Source organism: Noviluteimonas gilva (assembly GCF_009740395.1).
Lineage (GTDB): Bacteria > Pseudomonadota > Gammaproteobacteria > Xanthomonadales > Xanthomonadaceae > Noviluteimonas > Noviluteimonas gilva.
This window is the reverse complement of sequence record NZ_WOXT01000001.1, coordinates 1,365,310-1,380,699: the sequence shown is the minus strand read 5'-3', so window position 1 is coordinate 1,380,699 and position 15,390 is coordinate 1,365,310. Positions and strand designations below refer to the sequence as shown.

At 68.4% G+C, this 15,390-nt stretch carries 17 protein-coding genes; 10 read left to right on the top strand and 7 right to left on the bottom strand.

What is annotated here, in order from left to right:
• The first annotated feature begins 123 nt into the window (after positions 1-123).
• Positions 124-1,101, top strand: coding sequence for a DNA-binding transcriptional regulator OxyR (gene oxyR, locus GN331_RS06615; protein WP_156641106.1), 978 nt, complete (start codon positions 124-126; stop codon positions 1,099-1,101).
• Positions 1,098-1,730, top strand: coding sequence for a hypothetical protein (locus GN331_RS06610; RefSeq protein ID WP_156641105.1), 633 nt, complete (start codon positions 1,098-1,100; stop codon positions 1,728-1,730). The genes oxyR and GN331_RS06610 overlap by 4 nt, the downstream gene beginning before the upstream one ends.
• 3 nt (positions 1,731-1,733) lie before the next feature.
• Here GN331_RS06610 and GN331_RS06605 read toward each other — a convergent pair whose 3' ends face one another.
• The 4 genes from GN331_RS06605 to GN331_RS06590 all read right to left on the bottom strand — a co-directional run bounded on the left by GN331_RS06605 (position 1,734) and on the right by GN331_RS06590 (position 5,841).
• The gene (locus GN331_RS06605) at positions 1,734-2,639 is read right to left on the bottom strand and encodes a DMT family transporter (RefSeq protein ID WP_156641104.1); all 906 of its coding nucleotides are present in this window, start codon (positions 2,637-2,639) and stop codon (positions 1,734-1,736) included.
• Positions 2,640-2,651: 12 nt separating this feature from the next.
• Complete coding sequence (locus GN331_RS06600; protein ID WP_156641103.1) at positions 2,652-3,308, bottom strand: glutathione S-transferase family protein; 657 nt, start codon at positions 3,306-3,308, stop codon at positions 2,652-2,654.
• 95 nt (positions 3,309-3,403) lie between these two features.
• Positions 3,404-5,473, bottom strand: a complete 2,070-nt coding sequence (locus GN331_RS06595) for a diguanylate cyclase (protein ID WP_156641102.1) — start codon at positions 5,471-5,473, stop codon at positions 3,404-3,406.
• A gap of 104 nt (positions 5,474-5,577) precedes the next feature.
• Positions 5,578-5,841, bottom strand: a complete 264-nt coding sequence (locus GN331_RS06590) for a putative signal transducing protein (RefSeq protein ID WP_156641101.1) — start codon at positions 5,839-5,841, stop codon at positions 5,578-5,580.
• Positions 5,842-5,980: 139 nt separating this feature from the next.
• Between GN331_RS06590 and GN331_RS06585 the strand changes: the two genes are divergently transcribed.
• The 5 genes from GN331_RS06585 (at position 5,981) to GN331_RS06565 (ending at position 10,311) form a co-directional block, all read left to right on the top strand.
• Positions 5,981-7,735 (top strand): glutamine--tRNA ligase/YqeY domain fusion protein, encoded by a 1,755-nt coding sequence (locus GN331_RS06585; protein ID WP_331713385.1) that lies wholly within the window; start codon positions 5,981-5,983, stop codon positions 7,733-7,735.
• Positions 7,732-8,055 (top strand): hypothetical protein, encoded by a 324-nt coding sequence (locus GN331_RS06580; RefSeq protein WP_156641099.1) that lies wholly within the window; start codon positions 7,732-7,734, stop codon positions 8,053-8,055. Before GN331_RS06585 ends, GN331_RS06580 begins: the two co-directional genes overlap by 4 nt.
• Positions 8,055-8,630 carry a nucleoside deaminase gene (locus GN331_RS06575; RefSeq protein ID WP_156641098.1) on the top strand — a complete coding sequence of 192 codons (576 nt, stop codon included), beginning with the start codon at positions 8,055-8,057 and terminating at the stop codon, positions 8,628-8,630. Before GN331_RS06580 ends, GN331_RS06575 begins: the two co-directional genes overlap by 1 nt.
• A 2-nt stretch (positions 8,631-8,632) precedes the next feature.
• The gene (gene rlmM / locus GN331_RS06570) at positions 8,633-9,700 is read left to right on the top strand and encodes a 23S rRNA (cytidine(2498)-2'-O)-methyltransferase RlmM (RefSeq protein WP_331713384.1); all 1,068 of its coding nucleotides are present in this window, start codon (positions 8,633-8,635) and stop codon (positions 9,698-9,700) included.
• A gap of 89 nt (positions 9,701-9,789) precedes the next feature.
• The gene (locus GN331_RS06565; protein WP_156641097.1) at positions 9,790-10,311 is read left to right on the top strand and encodes an EF-hand domain-containing protein; all 522 of its coding nucleotides are present in this window, start codon (positions 9,790-9,792) and stop codon (positions 10,309-10,311) included.
• 72 nt (positions 10,312-10,383) lie between these two features.
• Here GN331_RS06565 and GN331_RS06560 read toward each other — a convergent pair whose 3' ends face one another.
• Together GN331_RS06560 and ubiH are read right to left on the bottom strand one after the other, a co-directional pair.
• Positions 10,384-11,577 (bottom strand): FAD-dependent oxidoreductase, encoded by a 1,194-nt coding sequence (locus tag GN331_RS06560; RefSeq protein ID WP_156641096.1) that lies wholly within the window; start codon positions 11,575-11,577, stop codon positions 10,384-10,386.
• Positions 11,574-12,782, bottom strand: a complete 1,209-nt coding sequence (gene ubiH / locus GN331_RS06555) for a 2-octaprenyl-6-methoxyphenyl hydroxylase (protein ID WP_156641095.1) — start codon at positions 12,780-12,782, stop codon at positions 11,574-11,576. Before ubiH ends, GN331_RS06560 begins: the two co-directional genes overlap by 4 nt.
• A gap of 69 nt (positions 12,783-12,851) precedes the next feature.
• Here ubiH and GN331_RS06550 point away from each other — a divergent pair, with 69 nt between their 5' ends.
• Genes GN331_RS06550 through GN331_RS06540 form a run of 3 tightly spaced genes read left to right on the top strand, consistent with a single transcriptional unit; the run spans position 12,852 to position 14,962 of the window.
• Positions 12,852-13,439: a DUF6580 family putative transport protein gene (locus GN331_RS06550; protein WP_156641094.1), complete on the top strand. Its 588-nt coding sequence runs from the start codon at positions 12,852-12,854 to the stop codon at positions 13,437-13,439.
• Positions 13,440-13,475: 36 nt separating this feature from the next.
• Positions 13,476-14,039 (top strand): cob(I)yrinic acid a,c-diamide adenosyltransferase, encoded by a 564-nt coding sequence (locus tag GN331_RS06545; protein ID WP_156641093.1) that lies wholly within the window; start codon positions 13,476-13,478, stop codon positions 14,037-14,039.
• Entirely contained in the window at positions 14,039-14,962 is a 924-nt protein-coding gene (locus GN331_RS06540) for a histone deacetylase family protein (RefSeq protein ID WP_156641092.1), read from the top strand. Before GN331_RS06545 ends, GN331_RS06540 begins: the two co-directional genes overlap by 1 nt.
• Here GN331_RS06540 and msrB read toward each other — a convergent pair.
• Positions 14,959-15,390 carry a peptide-methionine (R)-S-oxide reductase MsrB gene (gene msrB, locus GN331_RS06535; RefSeq protein ID WP_156641091.1) on the bottom strand — a complete coding sequence of 144 codons (432 nt, stop codon included), beginning with the start codon at positions 15,388-15,390 and terminating at the stop codon, positions 14,959-14,961. The genes GN331_RS06540 and msrB overlap by 4 nt on opposite strands.

Sequence of the window (15,390 nt, the reverse complement as noted above, 5' to 3'; positions counted from 1 at the left end):
GAGGTGGAAAGTATTGGGGGCCGCCAGGTGCATTCCCCCGGCGAAGACAGGCAGTCTGCCGTTCGTCGTCCGATACGGCAAGTCGATTGTTTGGATGTTGACGATAGGTGTAGGCTATCGTTCATGAACCTCCGCGACCTGCGCTATCTGGTGGCCCTCGCCGACCACAAGCACTTCGGCCGCGCGGCCGAAGCCAGCTTCGTCAGCCAGCCCACGCTGTCCACGCAGATCCGCAAGCTGGAGGAAGAACTCGGTGTCTCGCTCGTCGAGCGCGCGCCGCGCAAGGTGATGCTCACGCCCGCCGGGCGCGACATCGCCGATCGCGCGCGCCGCATCGTGGCCGAGGTCGAACAGATGCGCGAAGCCGCGCGCCGCAGCCGCGATCCGGAAGCCGGCACCGTGCGCCTGGGCCTGTTCCCGACACTCGGGCCTTACCTGCTGCCGCACGTCGTGCCGCGCATCCGCGCGCGATTCCCGAAACTCGAATTGCTGCTCGTCGAAGAAAAAAGCGACGTCATCCTTTCGCGCCTGCGCGACGGCAGGCTCGATGCGGGCCTGCTCGCATTGCCGATCCACGACGATCAGTTGCACGTGGAGTTCTTGTTCGAAGAACCCTTCCTGCTCGCGGTGCCGGAATCGCACCCGCTCGCAAGGCGCAGCCATCTCGCGCTCGCCGATCTCGCCGACGAGCGCCTGCTGCTGCTCGAAGACGGCCATTGCCTGCGCGACCAGGCCCTCGATGTCTGCCAACTCGCCGGCGCGGGCGAAATGCGCGACTTCCAGGCGACCAGCCTGGAAACCCTGCGGCAGATGGTCGCGGCGAATGTCGGCGTGACCTTGCTGCCGACGCTCGCGGTGAAGCCGCCGGTCGCACGCTCGAAGGACATCCACCTCATCCCCTTCCGCGACTCGCACCCGAGCCGCAGGATCGCGATGGTGTGGCGAAAGAGTTCGGCGATGAGCGCGTTCCTCGAACGCCTGGCGGAAATCTTCCGCACCTTGCCGCCCGAATTGTTCACGCCGACGGCGGATCTCGTGCTGCCGTCGGCGAAACGCGCGGTGGTCGCGAAAGGAAACGGTTCGAAAGGCAGGCTTGCATGAGTCCAAGAAAATGGGCCGTCGTCGCAGTCATCGTTGCCATCGCGTGGTGGTGGTGGCAACGCACGCCGGAAGCGCCCGCGGCAGTGTCCGGCGCTTCCTTCACCTGTCCGCCGCCGCCGCGCGTACTCGCGGGCGAAGCGCCGTTGCAAAGCCCGGTGCCGGAGGGGTTCAACGACATCCGATTGAAGCCGGCGCGCTTGCAGCCGCTCGCCGGTTTCAGCGTCGATGCGCGCGTGCTGTCGCGCGAGGATTACAGCCTCGGTCGCGAAGCGGATCTCTCGCCCACCGACCTCGCGCTCGGCTGGGGCCGCATGCGCGATGACACGGTGTTGTCGCAACTGTCCATCGATCAGTCGAATCGCTGGTACCACTATCGCTGGCGCGGCGAGCCGCCGATTCCCGTGCGCGAGATCGTGCGCTCCAGCGCGAACATGCACATGATTCCCGCCGACGAGAGCGCCGCACGCGAACTGTCGAAGATCCGCCCAGGCGACAACGTGCGCATCGACGGCTGGCTCGTCGAAGCCGATGCGCCCGATGGTTGGCACTGGCGCAGTTCGCTCACGCGCGAAGACAGCGGCAGCGGCGCGTGCGAAGTCGTCTACGTGTGTTCGATCGCGCGCGAGTAGCGCCTACGCCTGCGCCGTGCGCGCGCCGCGCGTGAGCCCGAGGAAAATCCCCGCGAGCGACAAGCCGAGCCCCACCAGGCCCGCGGCATCCAGGCGCGTGCCGAAGAACAACGCATCCCACACGTAGGCCATCAGGGGCTGCAGCAACAGGCACAAGCCCAGCACGCCCGCCGACAATTTCGGCATCGCCTTGCCGATCACCAGCCAACCGCACACCTGCGCGATGAACGCATAGGCGAGCAACCAGCCCCAGTCGGAACCGCTGCTCGGCGGCAAGGCTTCGCCGCCGGCGAGCGTCATCGGCAACAACAGCGCCGCCGTGCACAGGCACATCCACCACAACAGGGATTCGTTGGTCGCGCCGCCGCGCGTGGCCTGCGCCTTGCGGAAGGCGATCAGGAATCCCGCATACGCCGCGGCGGTGCCGAGCCCGAACCACACACCAACATGGAAGTGTTCGTCGAAATCCGCCCAACCGGGCACGAGCATCAGCGCAAGGCCTACGATGGCCAACGACAAGCCGGCCCACAAGCGCCAGCCGCCGTGCTCGCCGAGCATCAACGCGCCGTACGTCGCGAGCGCGAACACCTGGAAGTTGCCGAGCAAGGTGGCCATGCCCACGCCGACATACAGGATGCTTCGGTGCCACATCCACAAATCCAGGGCGAAGAACACCGCCGCGATGGCGACCAGGCCGAGCACGCGCGGCGTCGGCGTGAATGTGGAAACGCCACGCCGCACGGCGATCGCGAGCACGGGCAACAACATCGCGGTGGCCAGCGCCATGCGCCAGAACGCCGACGCCGTCGGCCCCATCTCGACCCATCGCACGAACACCGCCGAGGTGCTGATCAGCACCGCGCCGAACAGCATCGTCGCGAGCGGCCCGCGTGCGGCGGCGTTGCTCACGCGCGGTGGCTCTTATGCACGGAACTTCTCGGTGTCTTCGAGATACTCGACTTCGGCAAAACCCGCGTCGCGCCATTCCTGCCACGCGGGCAGCGACTGGATCGCGTCGGCGAAGGCCTGCGCGTTGTCGTCCATCGGCACGCCATAGGAAAGGAAGCGCGAAACCACCGGCGCGAACATCGCATCGACGATCGAGAACTCGCCGCACAGGAACGGCCCACCCTGCCCGTGCGCGTCCTTCAACTCGCGCCACAGCGCCTGGATGCGCTCGATGTCGCGCTGGCCGGCTTCATCCCAGCGATAGTTGTCCGGCGTGCGACGCATGTTCATCGGGCACTGCTTGCGCAGCGCCATGAAGCCCGAATGCATTTCCGCCGCGGCCGAACGCGCCTGCGCGCGCGCCGCCACGTCGCTCGGCCATCCGCGGCCGTCGAGGTAACGCTCGTTGACGTATTCGCAGATCGCCAGCGAATCCCAGATCATCAGGCCGTCGTCATGCAACGCGGGCACGCGCAGGTTGGGCGCCCATTTGGCGACGTCCTGCTGGAAGTGCGGCGTGTCGAGCAGGATGCGCACTTCGTCGAATTGCACACCGAAGGTGCGCAGCACGAGGAAGGGGCGAAGCGACCAGGACGAGTAGTTCTTGTTGCCGATGACGAGGGTGAGCATGGGGAGGTCAAAAAAGGGAACCGGGAACCGGGAACCGAATGGTAAGGCTTCTCCGGTTCCCGGTTCCCGGTTCCCTTGTTCCCTTGTCGCCGCCCTTAAGTGAACACCGCCGGCGCCACATTCACCCGATTGCGTCCGCCGCGCTTGGCCGCATACAGCGCCTGGTCGGCGCGCGCGACGGCCGCCGCCGGTTCGTTTTCGCGCGGCAGGCGCGTGGCCACGCCGACGCTGACGGTGATGCGGATCGGCTTGCCCTCGTATTCCAGCCGCACCAGCTCGATCGCCGAGCGGATGCGTTCGCCGAGTTGGCGCGCGTCGTCGCCGTTGCGGCCGGGCAGCACGATGACGAACTCCTCGCCACCGTAGCGGCCCAGCACGTCGGTCGGCTGCAACTCCTTGCGCAACACGTCGGACACCTGGCGCAGCACGGCGTCGCCCGCTGCGTGGCCGTGGTTGTCGTTGATCGCCTTGAAGTGGTCGATGTCGACGAACAACACCGACAACAACTGGTCTTCGCGGTGCGCTTCGGAGAACGAGCGCGACAACCACAGATCGATCGTGCGGCGATTGAACGTGCCGGTCAGCGCATCGAGTTCGGCCGAACGGCGCAGGCTCAACGCCGCCGCCGCTTCGTCGGCGTGTTGCACGGCCAGGCGACCGAAGTCGCTGGCCAGCGCGAGTTCTTCGTCGGTGAAACTCGATCCATCGCCACGCTGCAGGAGCAACACGCCCCACGCCGGCGCGCGGATCGGCAGCGGCACGACGGCATGCAGCAGATGCAACGCCTCCCCGTTCCCGAGTTGCAATTGCACCGGCGCCTGCGTGCGCGCCAAGCCTTTCATCATGCCCATGCGCGTGGCGAGCAGGTCGGTGTAATGCGGCTTGCTCGAAATCGGTTCGGCGAGCAGCAGGTCGAAACCGTGGAAGCCGTAGGCGACCAGCGCCGCCGATTCCAGGCGCAACAGCGGCAGCAGGCGTTCGAACACGCTGCGGAACGCGGCCCATTCCAGATCGCCCGCGGGCAGTTCGCGCAGGCGGCGCTGCAGTTGTTGCACGAGGTCGACGCGCGCGGCCTCGCGTTCCAGGCGGCGTTCGCTGTCACCGCGCGCCAGGCGTTCGCGATCGCGTTCATCGCGCACGTGCGCGATCCGCCCGATCATGCCCACCGCCACCAGCAACACGCACACGGTGATCGCCAGTTGCGGTCCGTAACGCACCCAGAAGCCGTGGATCCCGAAGGGCGTGAACGCGCGCAAGGTGAAGGCGCCCGCGACCACCAGCACGATCGTCAGCACCGACAGGCTGTTCCAGATGCGATGGCGCACCGCGACGACCGCGGTTGCGATGATGAAGGCGAGCGTCGCGCCACCGACGAGCGCGGCGGCCCAGGCCATCGAACTCGCCAACACGTCCAGGCGCACCAGCGCGAGCGCGGCCAGCCCGAGGGCGATGTAACGCAAGACATCGCCCGCGCGATCGAGCTTGCGCGCCGCGATTTCGAGTTCCGCATAGCGTTGCGCGAGCCAGAGGGCGGCCGCGCAATGCAACAGTTCCAGCGCCCACACGCCCTGCGCGCCCCACAACGCGAACCAGCGCACGCCGGGCCACGCATACAGATGTCCATTGGACGCGACGAACCACGCCAACGCGCTCGCCGACAGGGCCAGCAACGCGAGGTAGATGCGGTCGCGCACTGCGGCGAACAGCGACAGGGCCATGAACGCGAGCACGGCCAGGCTGGCGTAGTTAGCGCCGGCGAGCGCGCCGCCGCGCTGCTGCATGTCGGCGACGGTCGCGCCGGTCTGCGAGGTCGGCCGCAGTTGCACGGGCGCGTGCGTGCGGACCATCAGGTCGACGTCTTCCACGCCCTCCGGCAGCTTGAACACGAAGCCGGTGGGGAACGAGGGACCGTCATCTTCCGGTCGGAAGAACGACTGCACGGGCGAACGCCACGTGGCGTGCCCCGGTGCGCGATGTTCGAGCCAGATCTCGTCGACCATCGTGCGCTGCACCCACAGTCGGTCGATGTCGCCGCCGTCGCGGCTCAGGCGCAACGGAATGCGCACCGCCTGCTCCGACGCCGGCACGCGCACGCTGTCGCCTTCGACCACGCGCGTGACGACCGGTCGATGGGCGACGGCCGCCGCATCGCTCGCGAAGGTCACGCAACCCCAAGCCAGGACCCACGCGTAGGCGCACAACAGCGCGGCGCGCCCTTCGCCGAAGGCGTTTGACTGGGCCGACCTCCCCCCGATGGCCGGCCGCGCGCTCAGGTGAGCAATCCTGGCGAGAGTGGGGGTGCCTCCGGCGCCTCGACGGGCGCGACGGCCAGGGCGAGCGCTTCGACCACGGCGCGCGCCTCGGGCCAGGTGGCCTCGGGCACGCAGACCTGCACCAATCCGAAGATCCCCAATTCCCCGAGGCCGCCAAGCAGGGCCTCGCCGCGCACGAACACCGGCAAGCCCGCCGCTTCCAGTGCGTGGCGCACCAGGTGAGCGTCGATCACGTGCGCTGCTTCGTACACGACCCGCATACGCGGTCACTCCCGGTTCGAGAACTGTGTCGCAACTTTCATGCCATCTAACGTAAACCAATGCCCGGACAGGCCGTCGGCTAAACTCGCCAACCATCACATTACGCCGGGCTCGCCCGGCCGGCCCCCAGAACCCAACGTGTCCACAGCCCCCGCCCCCCCGGCCGCCGAAGGCGCCGACGCCCCGCGCCCCACCGACTTCATCCGGCAGATCGTCCGCGAGGACCTGTCCTCCGGTCGTCACGGGTCGATCAAGACCCGCTTCCCGCCGGAACCCAACGGGTTCCTGCACATCGGGCATGCGCGCGCCATCTGGACCGACTTCGGCATCGCCGCCGAATTCGGCGGCTGGTGCAACCTGCGCCTGGACGACACCAACCCGGTGAAGGAAGACCCGGTCTACGTCGAAGCCATCAAGGACGACGTGCGCTGGCTGGGCTACGACTGGCACGACCTGCGCCACGCCTCGGACTACTTCGAGGTGTTGTACCTGGCCGCCGAAAAACTGATCGCGCAAGGCGATGCCTTCGTGTGCGACCTCACCGCTGAACAGGTGCGCGAATACCGCGGCTCGCTGACCGAGCCGGGCCGCAACTCCCCGTATCGCGACCGCAGTATCGAAGAAAACCTCGACCTGTTCCGCCGCATGCGCGCCGGCGAGTTCCCCGACGGCGCGCGCACGCTGCGCGCGAAGATCGACATGGCCGCGGGCAACATCAACCTGCGCGACCCGGCGCTGTACCGCATCAAGCACGCCGAACACCACCAGACCGGCAACGACTGGCCGATCTACCCGATGTACGACTACGCGCACTCGCTGAGCGACGCGGTGGAAGGCATCACGCATTCGCTGTGCACGCTCGAGTTCGAAGACCACCGCCCGCTGTACGACTGGTGCGTGGACAAGGTCGACCTCGCGCACCACCCCGAACTCGTCGCGCCGCTCACCGGCAAGGGCCTGCCCTTCGAAGCGAGCAAGCCGCGCCAGATCGAGTTCTCGCGCCTCAACATCAATTACACGGTGATGAGCAAGCGCAAGCTGATGGCGTTGGTGCAGGACGGCCTGGTCGAGAGCTGGGACGATCCGCGCATGCCGAGCCTGCAGGGCATCCGCCGTCGCGGTTACACGCCGTCGGCGCTGAAGTTGTTCGTTTCGCGCCTGGGCTTGTCGAAGCAGAACTCGATGATCGATTTCTCGGTGCTCGAGAACACGCTGCGCGAAGATCTCGACGCGCACGCGCCGCGCCGCATGGCGGTGCTCGCGCCGTTGAAGTTCGTGTTGACGAACCTGCCCGAAGGCCACACCGAAACGCTGCGCTTCTCCAACCACCCGAAGGACGAAACGCAGGGCGAACGCGATATTCCGTTCTCGCGCGAACTGTGGATCGAACAGGACGACTTCGCCGAAGTCCCGCCGAAGGGGTGGAAGCGCCTGGTGCCCGGCGGCGATATCCGACTGCGCGGCGCGGGCATCGCGCGCGTGGATGAAGTGATCAAGGATGCCGACGGCAACGTGGTGGAACTGCGCGGCTGGCTCGATCCCGAATCGCGCCCCGGCATGGTCGGCGCCGATCGCAAGGTGAAGGGCACGATCCATTGGGTGAGCGCGCAGCACGCGGTGCCCGCGGAAGTGCGCCTGTACGACCGCCTGTTCAACGTGCCCGATCCGGACGACGACACCGACGGCAAGACCTATCGCGATCATCTGAATCCCGATTCGCGCACCATCGTGCGCGCGTACGTCGAACCGGCGGCCGCGCTCGCCGCGCCGGAACAGCATTACCAGTTCGAACGCATCGGTTATTTCGTGGCCGATCGCCGCGACCATCGCAGCGACGCGCCGGTCTTCAATCGCAGCGTCACGCTGCGCGACACCTGGACGACCAAGGCATGAACCTGGCGCGGACGCTCCTGATCGCAACGTGCCTCGTGCTCGCGGCGTGCGCGGCGCCCGCGGCACAGGATGCCTCGCAACAGCAGCCACCGGCTGCGGCATCGACCGCGTCGCCGCCCCCGGTGTCCATGCCGCGGCGCACCGGCGGCCCGTTGCCGCCGCAGCGCATGGTGGACAACACTTGCACCGTCGACGCCGATTGCAGCGCGAAGCCGCAGTGCATCGGCACGCAGTGCCGTTGCGTGCAGGACAAGTGCCTGGCCAAGCGCGACGCGGTGGATCCGGTCATCGATCCCGCACCGGCCTCGTCGGTGCGCTGATGCTCTACGCACAGGTTCATCTCACGCTGCCGGCCTGGGTGCACGAGGCGGTCGACACTTCGCACGTCTACGCCAGCGACGCCGACAAGGTCGCGCTGGCGATCGATCTGTCCGCGCGCAACGTCGATGCGAAAACCGGTGGTCCGTTCGGCGCGGCCGTCTTCGGCCCCGACGATCGCATCATCGCGGTCGGCGTGAATCGCGTGGAGCCGCACGCGTGCTCGGTCGCGCACGCCGAAATCATGGCGTACATGCTCGCGCAGCAACGCATGCAGCGCATGCGCCTCAACGAATCCGCGCCGGGCGAAGGCGCGGGCCCGATCGTGCTCGCGACCTCCGCGCAGCCGTGTTGCCAGTGCTACGGCGCGACGTTCTGGGCGGGCATCGATGCGCTGCTCATCGGCGCGCGTTCGGAAGACGTCATGCGCCTGACCGAATTCGACGAAGGTCCGTTGCCGGCCGACTGGGTCGGCGAACTCGAACGCCGCGGCATCGCCGTCACGCGCGACCTGCATCGCGACGCGGCGTGCGACGTGCTGCGTCGCTACGGCGCGGCCGGCGGCGCGTTCTACTGAGCGTGGAAGTCGAACGCGCCAACGGTCTGCTCTGTTATTGCCGCCCCGGTTTCGAACCGGAACTGGCCGCCGAACTCGGCGAACGCGCGGCGCACGCCGGCGATGCCGGATGGGCGCGCGCAGAACGCAATACCGGCTTCGTGCAGTTCTTCACCACGCAGGGCCACGCGCTCGCGCAGGCCCTGCCCTTGCGCGACATCATCTTCGCGCGGCAGAAGCTGCGCCTGCTCGCCGACTTGCGCGGGCTGGATGCGAAGGACCGCATCACGCCGATCGTGGCTGCGCTGTTCGAACGCGCGGCCTTCGGCGATCTGATCGTCGAACATCCCGATTCCGACGAGGCGCGGCAACTGGCCGGTCTTGCGCGCAGTTTCGGCAATGCGTTGCGCCCGGCGCTGCGCAAGGCAAAGCTGCTGACGATGCAGCCCGATGCCGCGCTGCCGCGCTTGCATGTGTGCTTCCTCGCCAACGATCACGTCCTGCTCGCGAGCGGCCATCCACGCGATGCCTCGCCCTGGCCGCTGGGAATTCCGCGTTTGCGCACGCTGCCGGACGCGCCATCGCGCTCGGCCTCGAAGCTCGACGAAGCCTTCCTCGTGTTGCTCGAACCCGACGAACGCGCGCGCTGGTTGCAGCAAGGCATGCGCGCGGCCGATCTCGGTGCGGCGCCGGGCGGTTGGACGTGGGTGCTCACGCGCCACGGCCTGCGCGTCACCGCGATCGACAACGGCCCTTTGCGCCAACACGTCCTCGACACCGGTTTGGTCGAGCACCTGCGCGCGGACGGCTTCCAATGGCAACCGCCCAAGCCGCTCGACTGGATGGTGTGCGACATGGTCGAGTCGCCCAAGCGCGTCGCCGCGCGCATGGCGCAGTGGTTTCGCGAAGGCTGGTGCAGGCACGCGGTGTTCAACCTGAAACTGCCGATGAAGAAGCGCTGGGATGAAACGCGCGACTGCCTGGCGTTGTTCGAACAGCAGAGTCAGCGCCCGATGCGCATCCGCGCCAAGCAGCTCTACCACGACCGCGAAGAGATCACGGTCTTCGCGATGGCGCGCGGCAGCACCTGAACGAACGCGATCGGCGGTCGCGTGAATTGACGGGCGTTTGATCCGCGCACTCCTACGGTCGCCGAGTCCAACGCAGGGAGTGCCCCGCAATGATTCGGAAGACGCCGTTGATTCTTGGATTGCTCGCCGCGCTCGCGATCGCGCCGGCGTTCGCACAAACCTATCCGGAGACGCCGACCCCGCCGCCACCGCCGACGCTGCCGACGCCACCGACGGAGCCCACGCCTCCGGCGCCGCCCGTTCCGCCGGTGCCGCCGACCGACCAACCGCCGATGCCGCCCGCGCCGCCGATGCCGCCACCGCCCGGCGCACCGGAAGCCCCGATGCCGCCGCCTCCGCCGCCGCCCGACGCGCCCATGCCGCCACCGCCGCCGGACGCGCCGCCACCGCCGGATGCGCCGCCGCCCACCGTGCGCGAACATGCGCCCGATTCGGTCTCATCGAACTACAAGGTCGACTGGAGCGCGCTCGACAAGAATGGCGACGGCAACGTGAGTCGTTCGGAAGTGCGCGCCAGCGGCAACGCCGACCTGATGCGCGAGTTCCAGGTGGTCGATGGCAACCACAACGGACGCCTGTCCAGGGAAGAAATGAAAGGCTGGTTGCAGTAGGCGCATGCTCCACGCGAGCATGCGGTAGCGGAGGACGGAAACGCCGGCGATACGCCGGCGTTTTTGTGTGCGTCAGACGCCGGCCGCGTGTCGCCACAGGGCATGCGCGAGCGGCGGCATCTTTCCCGCCAGTCCGAGCAAGGGCCCGCGCAACAACGTGCTCGCCATGTCGTCGTTCGAGAACAGGGCGTTGATCGCGCTGAAGGCGTGCGCATTCGTCACGTTCTCGCTGCGGCGCGCACGCGCCCAGCGCGCGATGCGATGCGGCGCGGTCCAGTCGGTGCGCTTCGCGTTCGCGTCTTCGATCAACTGCGCCAACGCGGCCACGTCGCGCAGGCCGAGATTCACGCCTTGCCCGGCGAGCGGATGCACGACGTGCGCGGCGTCGCCCAGCAACAGCACGCGCCCCTTCGCGTAGTCGTTCGCCAGTTGGCGGCGAAGCGGGAACGCAGCGCGATTCGAATGCAGCGTGAGCGCCCCGAGGCGGTGTTCGAAGGCGTTCGTCAGCTCGATGCCGAAGGCGTCGGCGTCGAGCGCGAGCATGCGTTCGGCTTCCGCGTTGGGCAACGTCCAGACGATCGAACTCAGGTGTTCGCCGTGTTCGCCGCGCGTGCACGGCAGCAATGCGAGCGGCCCCGTCGACAGGAAGCGTTGCCACGCGGTGTCTTCGTGCGGGCGTTCGCTCGCGACGTAAGCGACGACGCCCTTCTGTGCGTAATCGTGGAGATCGGTTTCGAAACCGGCCATCGCGCGCACGGCGGAGTCGGCGCCGTCGGCGGCGAGCAGCACGCGCGCATCGAGCGTCACGCCATCGTCCAGGCGCACGCGCACGCCTTCGTCGTGCGGTTCGATCGCTTCGGCGCGCGCAGGCGCAAGCACGCGCACGCCGGCGCCCGGCAACGCGTTCCACAAGCGATCGACGAGCAGATTGTGTTCGACGATCCAGCCCAGTTCGGCGCGCGCGAGCGTGTCCGCATCGAACGCGAACTCGCCGCCGCCCGCCGCATCCCACACGCGCATTCGACGATACGGCTGCAGCCGGCCTGCACACACGCCGCGCCACACACCGATGCGGTCGAGCAGCGCTGCGTTGTCGGGTGCGAAGGCGTAGACACGCAGGTCGCGTTTGGCGGGCGACCACGCGGCGGGCACGTGCGCTTCGAGCAAGGCGACGTCCAGCCCCTGCTTCGCCAACGCGAGCGCGGCCGCGCAACCGACGACGCCACCGCCGACGATCACCGCATCGAGACGCCCGCGACGGCTCATGCTTCGCCCCGGCACAGCCGCGGGACGTCGCCGCGATAACCAAGCGCACCGCCGACCAGTTGCGCGCGCAAGGCCGGCAGATGCTGCACGGCGCCGAACCCAAGGCTGCGCAAGGGGCGCGTCGCTTCGCCTTCGTTCGCCGTGAGGCGCGCGAGGCCGCCGGAGAATTCCAGCGTGCGTTCGCGATCGTCCGCGCGACGCCGCGCATGTTCGGCGAGCAACCCGGCATCGCCGGGATCGCCGCCGGCTTCGATCAATTCGGCGAGCGTCAACGCATCGCGCAAGCCCAGGTTGAAGCCCTGCGCGCCGATCGGATGCAGTGTTTGCGCGGCATTGCCGACGATGACGGCGCGCTGCGCGATCAGCGCCTTCGCGACGACCTGCACGATCGGATACGCGCTGCGCGCGCCGCTCGACAACAAGCGTCCGACGCGCCAGCCGAACGCGGATTGCAGGCGTTCGAGCCACGCGGCTTCGTTCAACGCAGCGACGACGTCGGCTTCCTCGCGCGGCACGCCGTGCACGACACCGAAATGCCCATCGCCGCGCGGCAACAGGGCGGTCGGTCCATTCGGACCGAATCGTTCGTAGGCGGTGCCATCCGGCGCCTGTTCGGCGCGCACGCGCGCGACGAACAAGGTCTGTTGGAAATCGTGTTCCTCCGCGCCGATGTGCAACGCTTCGCGCACGCCGCTGCGCGTGCCGTCGGCGCCGACGAGCAGTTGCGCTTCGATCTCGCTCGCGTTGCCGTCGCCATCGCGCAGGTGCAACACGCGCACGCCTTCGCCCATCGACGTGCCTTCGAAACGCATCGGCCGGAAGCGCGTCACGTGCGTGCATTCGTTCAAGCGCGCTTCGAGCGCCAGACCGAAATCGCGGGCGACCACGACCTGGCCGAAGGTTTCGCGCCCGTGTTCGGCGGCATCGAGCACGACGCGACCGAAGTCGCCGACGCGGCTGACGTGGATGCGGCGGATCGCACCCGCGGGCGCGCGCAGGTGTTGCAGCACGCCCAGCGCGCGCAGGCCGTGGACCGTCGCTTCGGCGAAGCTCAGGTTTCGCTCGTCGAACACGGCCGGCGGCGCGCCCGCCGGCGCGGCTTCCACCAGCGCGACGCTGCGGCCGATGCGGTCCAGCGCGATGGCAAGGCTCGCGCCCACCAGCCCGCCGCCGACGATGGCCACATCGAAACGGGTGCTGGGCATGGGGCGTGACCGGTCCGTGGAGTCGGGTGGAGTATGCTAACGGTCCATCCGCTCCATCGCCCGTCACGCATGAATCGCGAGCCTTCGACTTCCGCCGCCATCGCGCCCGGTCCCATCGCCCTGGCCGGCCTGATCCTGATCGCCGCGCTGACGCGCCTGTTGCCGCATCCGCCGAATTTCTCGCCGGTCGAGGCCATCGCGCTGTTCGGCGGCGCCTATTTCGCCGCGCGCAAGTGGGCCATCCTCGTGCCGCTGGCCGGCATGTTCGTCTCCGACCTGGTGCTCGCGCAGAAGATGGGCGGCTCCTACGCCGACTACTTCTCCACGCCGAGCTTCTGGATCGTCTACGCCTGCATCGTGCTCACCACGCTGATGGGCTTCGGATTGCGGGGCAAGGTGACCGGCGCGCGCGTGCTCGGCTATTCGCTGGCCGGCTCGGTGCTGTTCTTCCTGGTCAGCAACTTCGGCGTGTGGCTGACGGCGCAGATGGTGCCGGGCTACCCCGCGTGCACGACGGGGATCCTCCCCTGCTACGTGCAGGCACTACCGTTCTTCCAGTGGACGGTGCTCGGCACGCTGTTCTATTCGGCGCTGCTGTTCGGCGGGTTCGCGCTGTTGCGCCGCCACGTGCCAGCGCTGCACGCGCAGACGGTTTGACCGCCCGCGACGGCTCGTAGCGAGTACGTCAGTTCAATGGGCAATCGCCTCAGCAAGATCTACACGAAGACCGGCGACGACGGCACGACCGGTCTCGGCGACGGCACGCGCGTTGCGAAGGATTCGGCGCGCGTTGCGGCCTACGGCACCGTCGATGAAGCCAACTCCGCGATCGGCCTGTTGCTCGCATCGCCCCTGCCGGCGCCGCAGGGCGAGGCCATCGCCACGCTGCTCACGACGATCCAGCACCAGTTGTTCGACCTCGGCGGCGAGCTGTGCATCCCGGGGCATGCGGCGATCCAGGAAAGCGACGTCGATGCGCTCGAAAAACACCTCGACGCCTTCAACGATCCGCTGCCGCCGCTGAAGGATTTCATCCTGCCCGGCGGTGGCGAAGCCGCGGCGCGTTGCCATCTCGCACGCACCATCGTGCGTCGCGCCGAACGCGAAACGGTGACGCTCGCGCGCCACGACGCCGTGCGCCCCGAGGCGATCCGTTACCTCAATCGCTTGTCCGACCTGTTGTTCGTGATTGCGCGCGTGCTCGCGCGCGATTCGGGCCACGGCGAAGTCCTCTGGAAACACGAGCGCCGCAAGTGATGCAGGCGTGGACCCACCCGGCGTGCCTGGCGCACGACACCGGCCCGGGCCATGCCGAACGCCCCGAACGCCTGCGCGCCGTGCTCGACGCGCTGCACGCCGCATTTCCCACGCTCGACTGGCATGAGGCACCGCGCGCCACGCGCGGCCAATTGCTGCGCGTGCATACACCCGAATTGTTGTCGACCGTGCTCGACACGCAGCCGACCTCGCGCGTGCACCTGGATCCCGACACCGTGCTGTCGCCCGCGTCCGCCGAAGCCGCGTTGCGCGCGGCCGGCGCCGCCGTGGCTGCGACGGAGGCGGTGTTGCACGGCGATGCCAAGCGCGCGTTCTGCGCGGTGCGTCCGCCGGGCCACCACGCGACCGGCGACGTGGCGATGGGCTTCTGCCTGTTCAACAGCGCGGCCGTCGCCGCCGCGCACGCGATCGAACACGGCAAGCTCGAACGCGTGGCGATCATCGATTTCGACGTGCACCACGGCAACGGCACGCAGGCGATCTTCGAACACGACACGCGCGTGCTGTACCTGAGTTCGCATCAGTCGCCGCTGTATCCCGACACGGGTTACCTCGAGGAGCGCGGCGACGGGAACATCTTCAATGCACCGTTGCCGCCGGGGTCGGGCAGCGATCGCTTCCGCGCGGCGTGGCGCGATCGCCTGCTGCCCGCGCTCGAAGATTTCCGCCCGCAGTTGGTGATCGTCTCCGCCGGCTTCGACGGGCACTGGCGCGACCCGCTCGCGCAGTTGCAACTGCAGGCGGACGATTACGCCTGGCTCACCAACCAACTCGCGACGATCGCCGGCCGCCACGCGGGCGGCCGGATGCTCTCGATGCTCGAAGGCGGATACGACCTGCAGGCGCTCGCCGAATGCAGCGTCGCGCACGTGGCGGCGCTGTCGGGGCTCCAGCCGGCTTAGCCCCCGCCGACCTCGGACACGGGGTGGAAATCCAGCGCGGCCGAATTGATGCAGTAGCGCAGGCCGGTGGGTGGCGGGCCGTCGGGGAAGACGTGGCCCAGGTGCGATTCGCAACTCGCGCAGCGGACTTCGACGCGGCGCATGCCGTGGCCATCGTCGACGTGTTCGGTCACCGCGCTCGGCGAGACGGGCTCGAAATAACTCGGCCAGCCACTGCCGGAGTCGTACTTGGCTTCGGAAAGGAACAAGGGCGTGCCGCAGGCCACGCACGTATAGACGCCGTCTGCCTTGTGGTCCCAGTACTTGCCCGTGAAGGCGCGCTCGGTCCCCGCGCAGCGGCACACCGCGTACTGCTCCGGCGTGAGCTGCTCGCGCCACTGCGCATCGCTCCGAGCGGTCGGATGGGTGTTCGGGGCGGTCTTGTCCAT

Coding starts and splice junctions, on each gene's coding strand:
- msrB (WP_156641091.1), bottom strand. CDS start 15,390: ATGGACAAGACCGCCCCGAACACCCATCCGACCGCTCGGAGCGATGCG.
- GN331_RS06560 (WP_156641096.1), bottom strand. CDS start 11,577: ATGAGCCGTCGCGGGCGTCTCGATGCGGTGATCGTCGGCGGTGGCGTC.
- GN331_RS06550 (WP_156641094.1), top strand. CDS start 12,852: ATGAATCGCGAGCCTTCGACTTCCGCCGCCATCGCGCCCGGTCCCATC.
- GN331_RS06610 (WP_156641105.1), top strand. CDS start 1,098: ATGAGTCCAAGAAAATGGGCCGTCGTCGCAGTCATCGTTGCCATCGCG.
- oxyR (WP_156641106.1), top strand. CDS start 124: ATGAACCTCCGCGACCTGCGCTATCTGGTGGCCCTCGCCGACCACAAG.
- GN331_RS06600 (WP_156641103.1), bottom strand. CDS start 3,308: ATGCTCACCCTCGTCATCGGCAACAAGAACTACTCGTCCTGGTCGCTT.
- GN331_RS06565 (WP_156641097.1), top strand. CDS start 9,790: ATGATTCGGAAGACGCCGTTGATTCTTGGATTGCTCGCCGCGCTCGCG.
- GN331_RS06545 (WP_156641093.1), top strand. CDS start 13,476: ATGGGCAATCGCCTCAGCAAGATCTACACGAAGACCGGCGACGACGGC.
- GN331_RS06540 (WP_156641092.1), top strand. CDS start 14,039: ATGCAGGCGTGGACCCACCCGGCGTGCCTGGCGCACGACACCGGCCCG.
- GN331_RS06590 (WP_156641101.1), bottom strand. CDS start 5,841: ATGCGGGTCGTGTACGAAGCAGCGCACGTGATCGACGCTCACCTGGTG.
- GN331_RS06575 (WP_156641098.1), top strand. CDS start 8,055: ATGCTCTACGCACAGGTTCATCTCACGCTGCCGGCCTGGGTGCACGAG.
- ubiH (WP_156641095.1), bottom strand. CDS start 12,782: ATGCCCAGCACCCGTTTCGATGTGGCCATCGTCGGCGGCGGGCTGGTG.
- GN331_RS06580 (WP_156641099.1), top strand. CDS start 7,732: ATGAACCTGGCGCGGACGCTCCTGATCGCAACGTGCCTCGTGCTCGCG.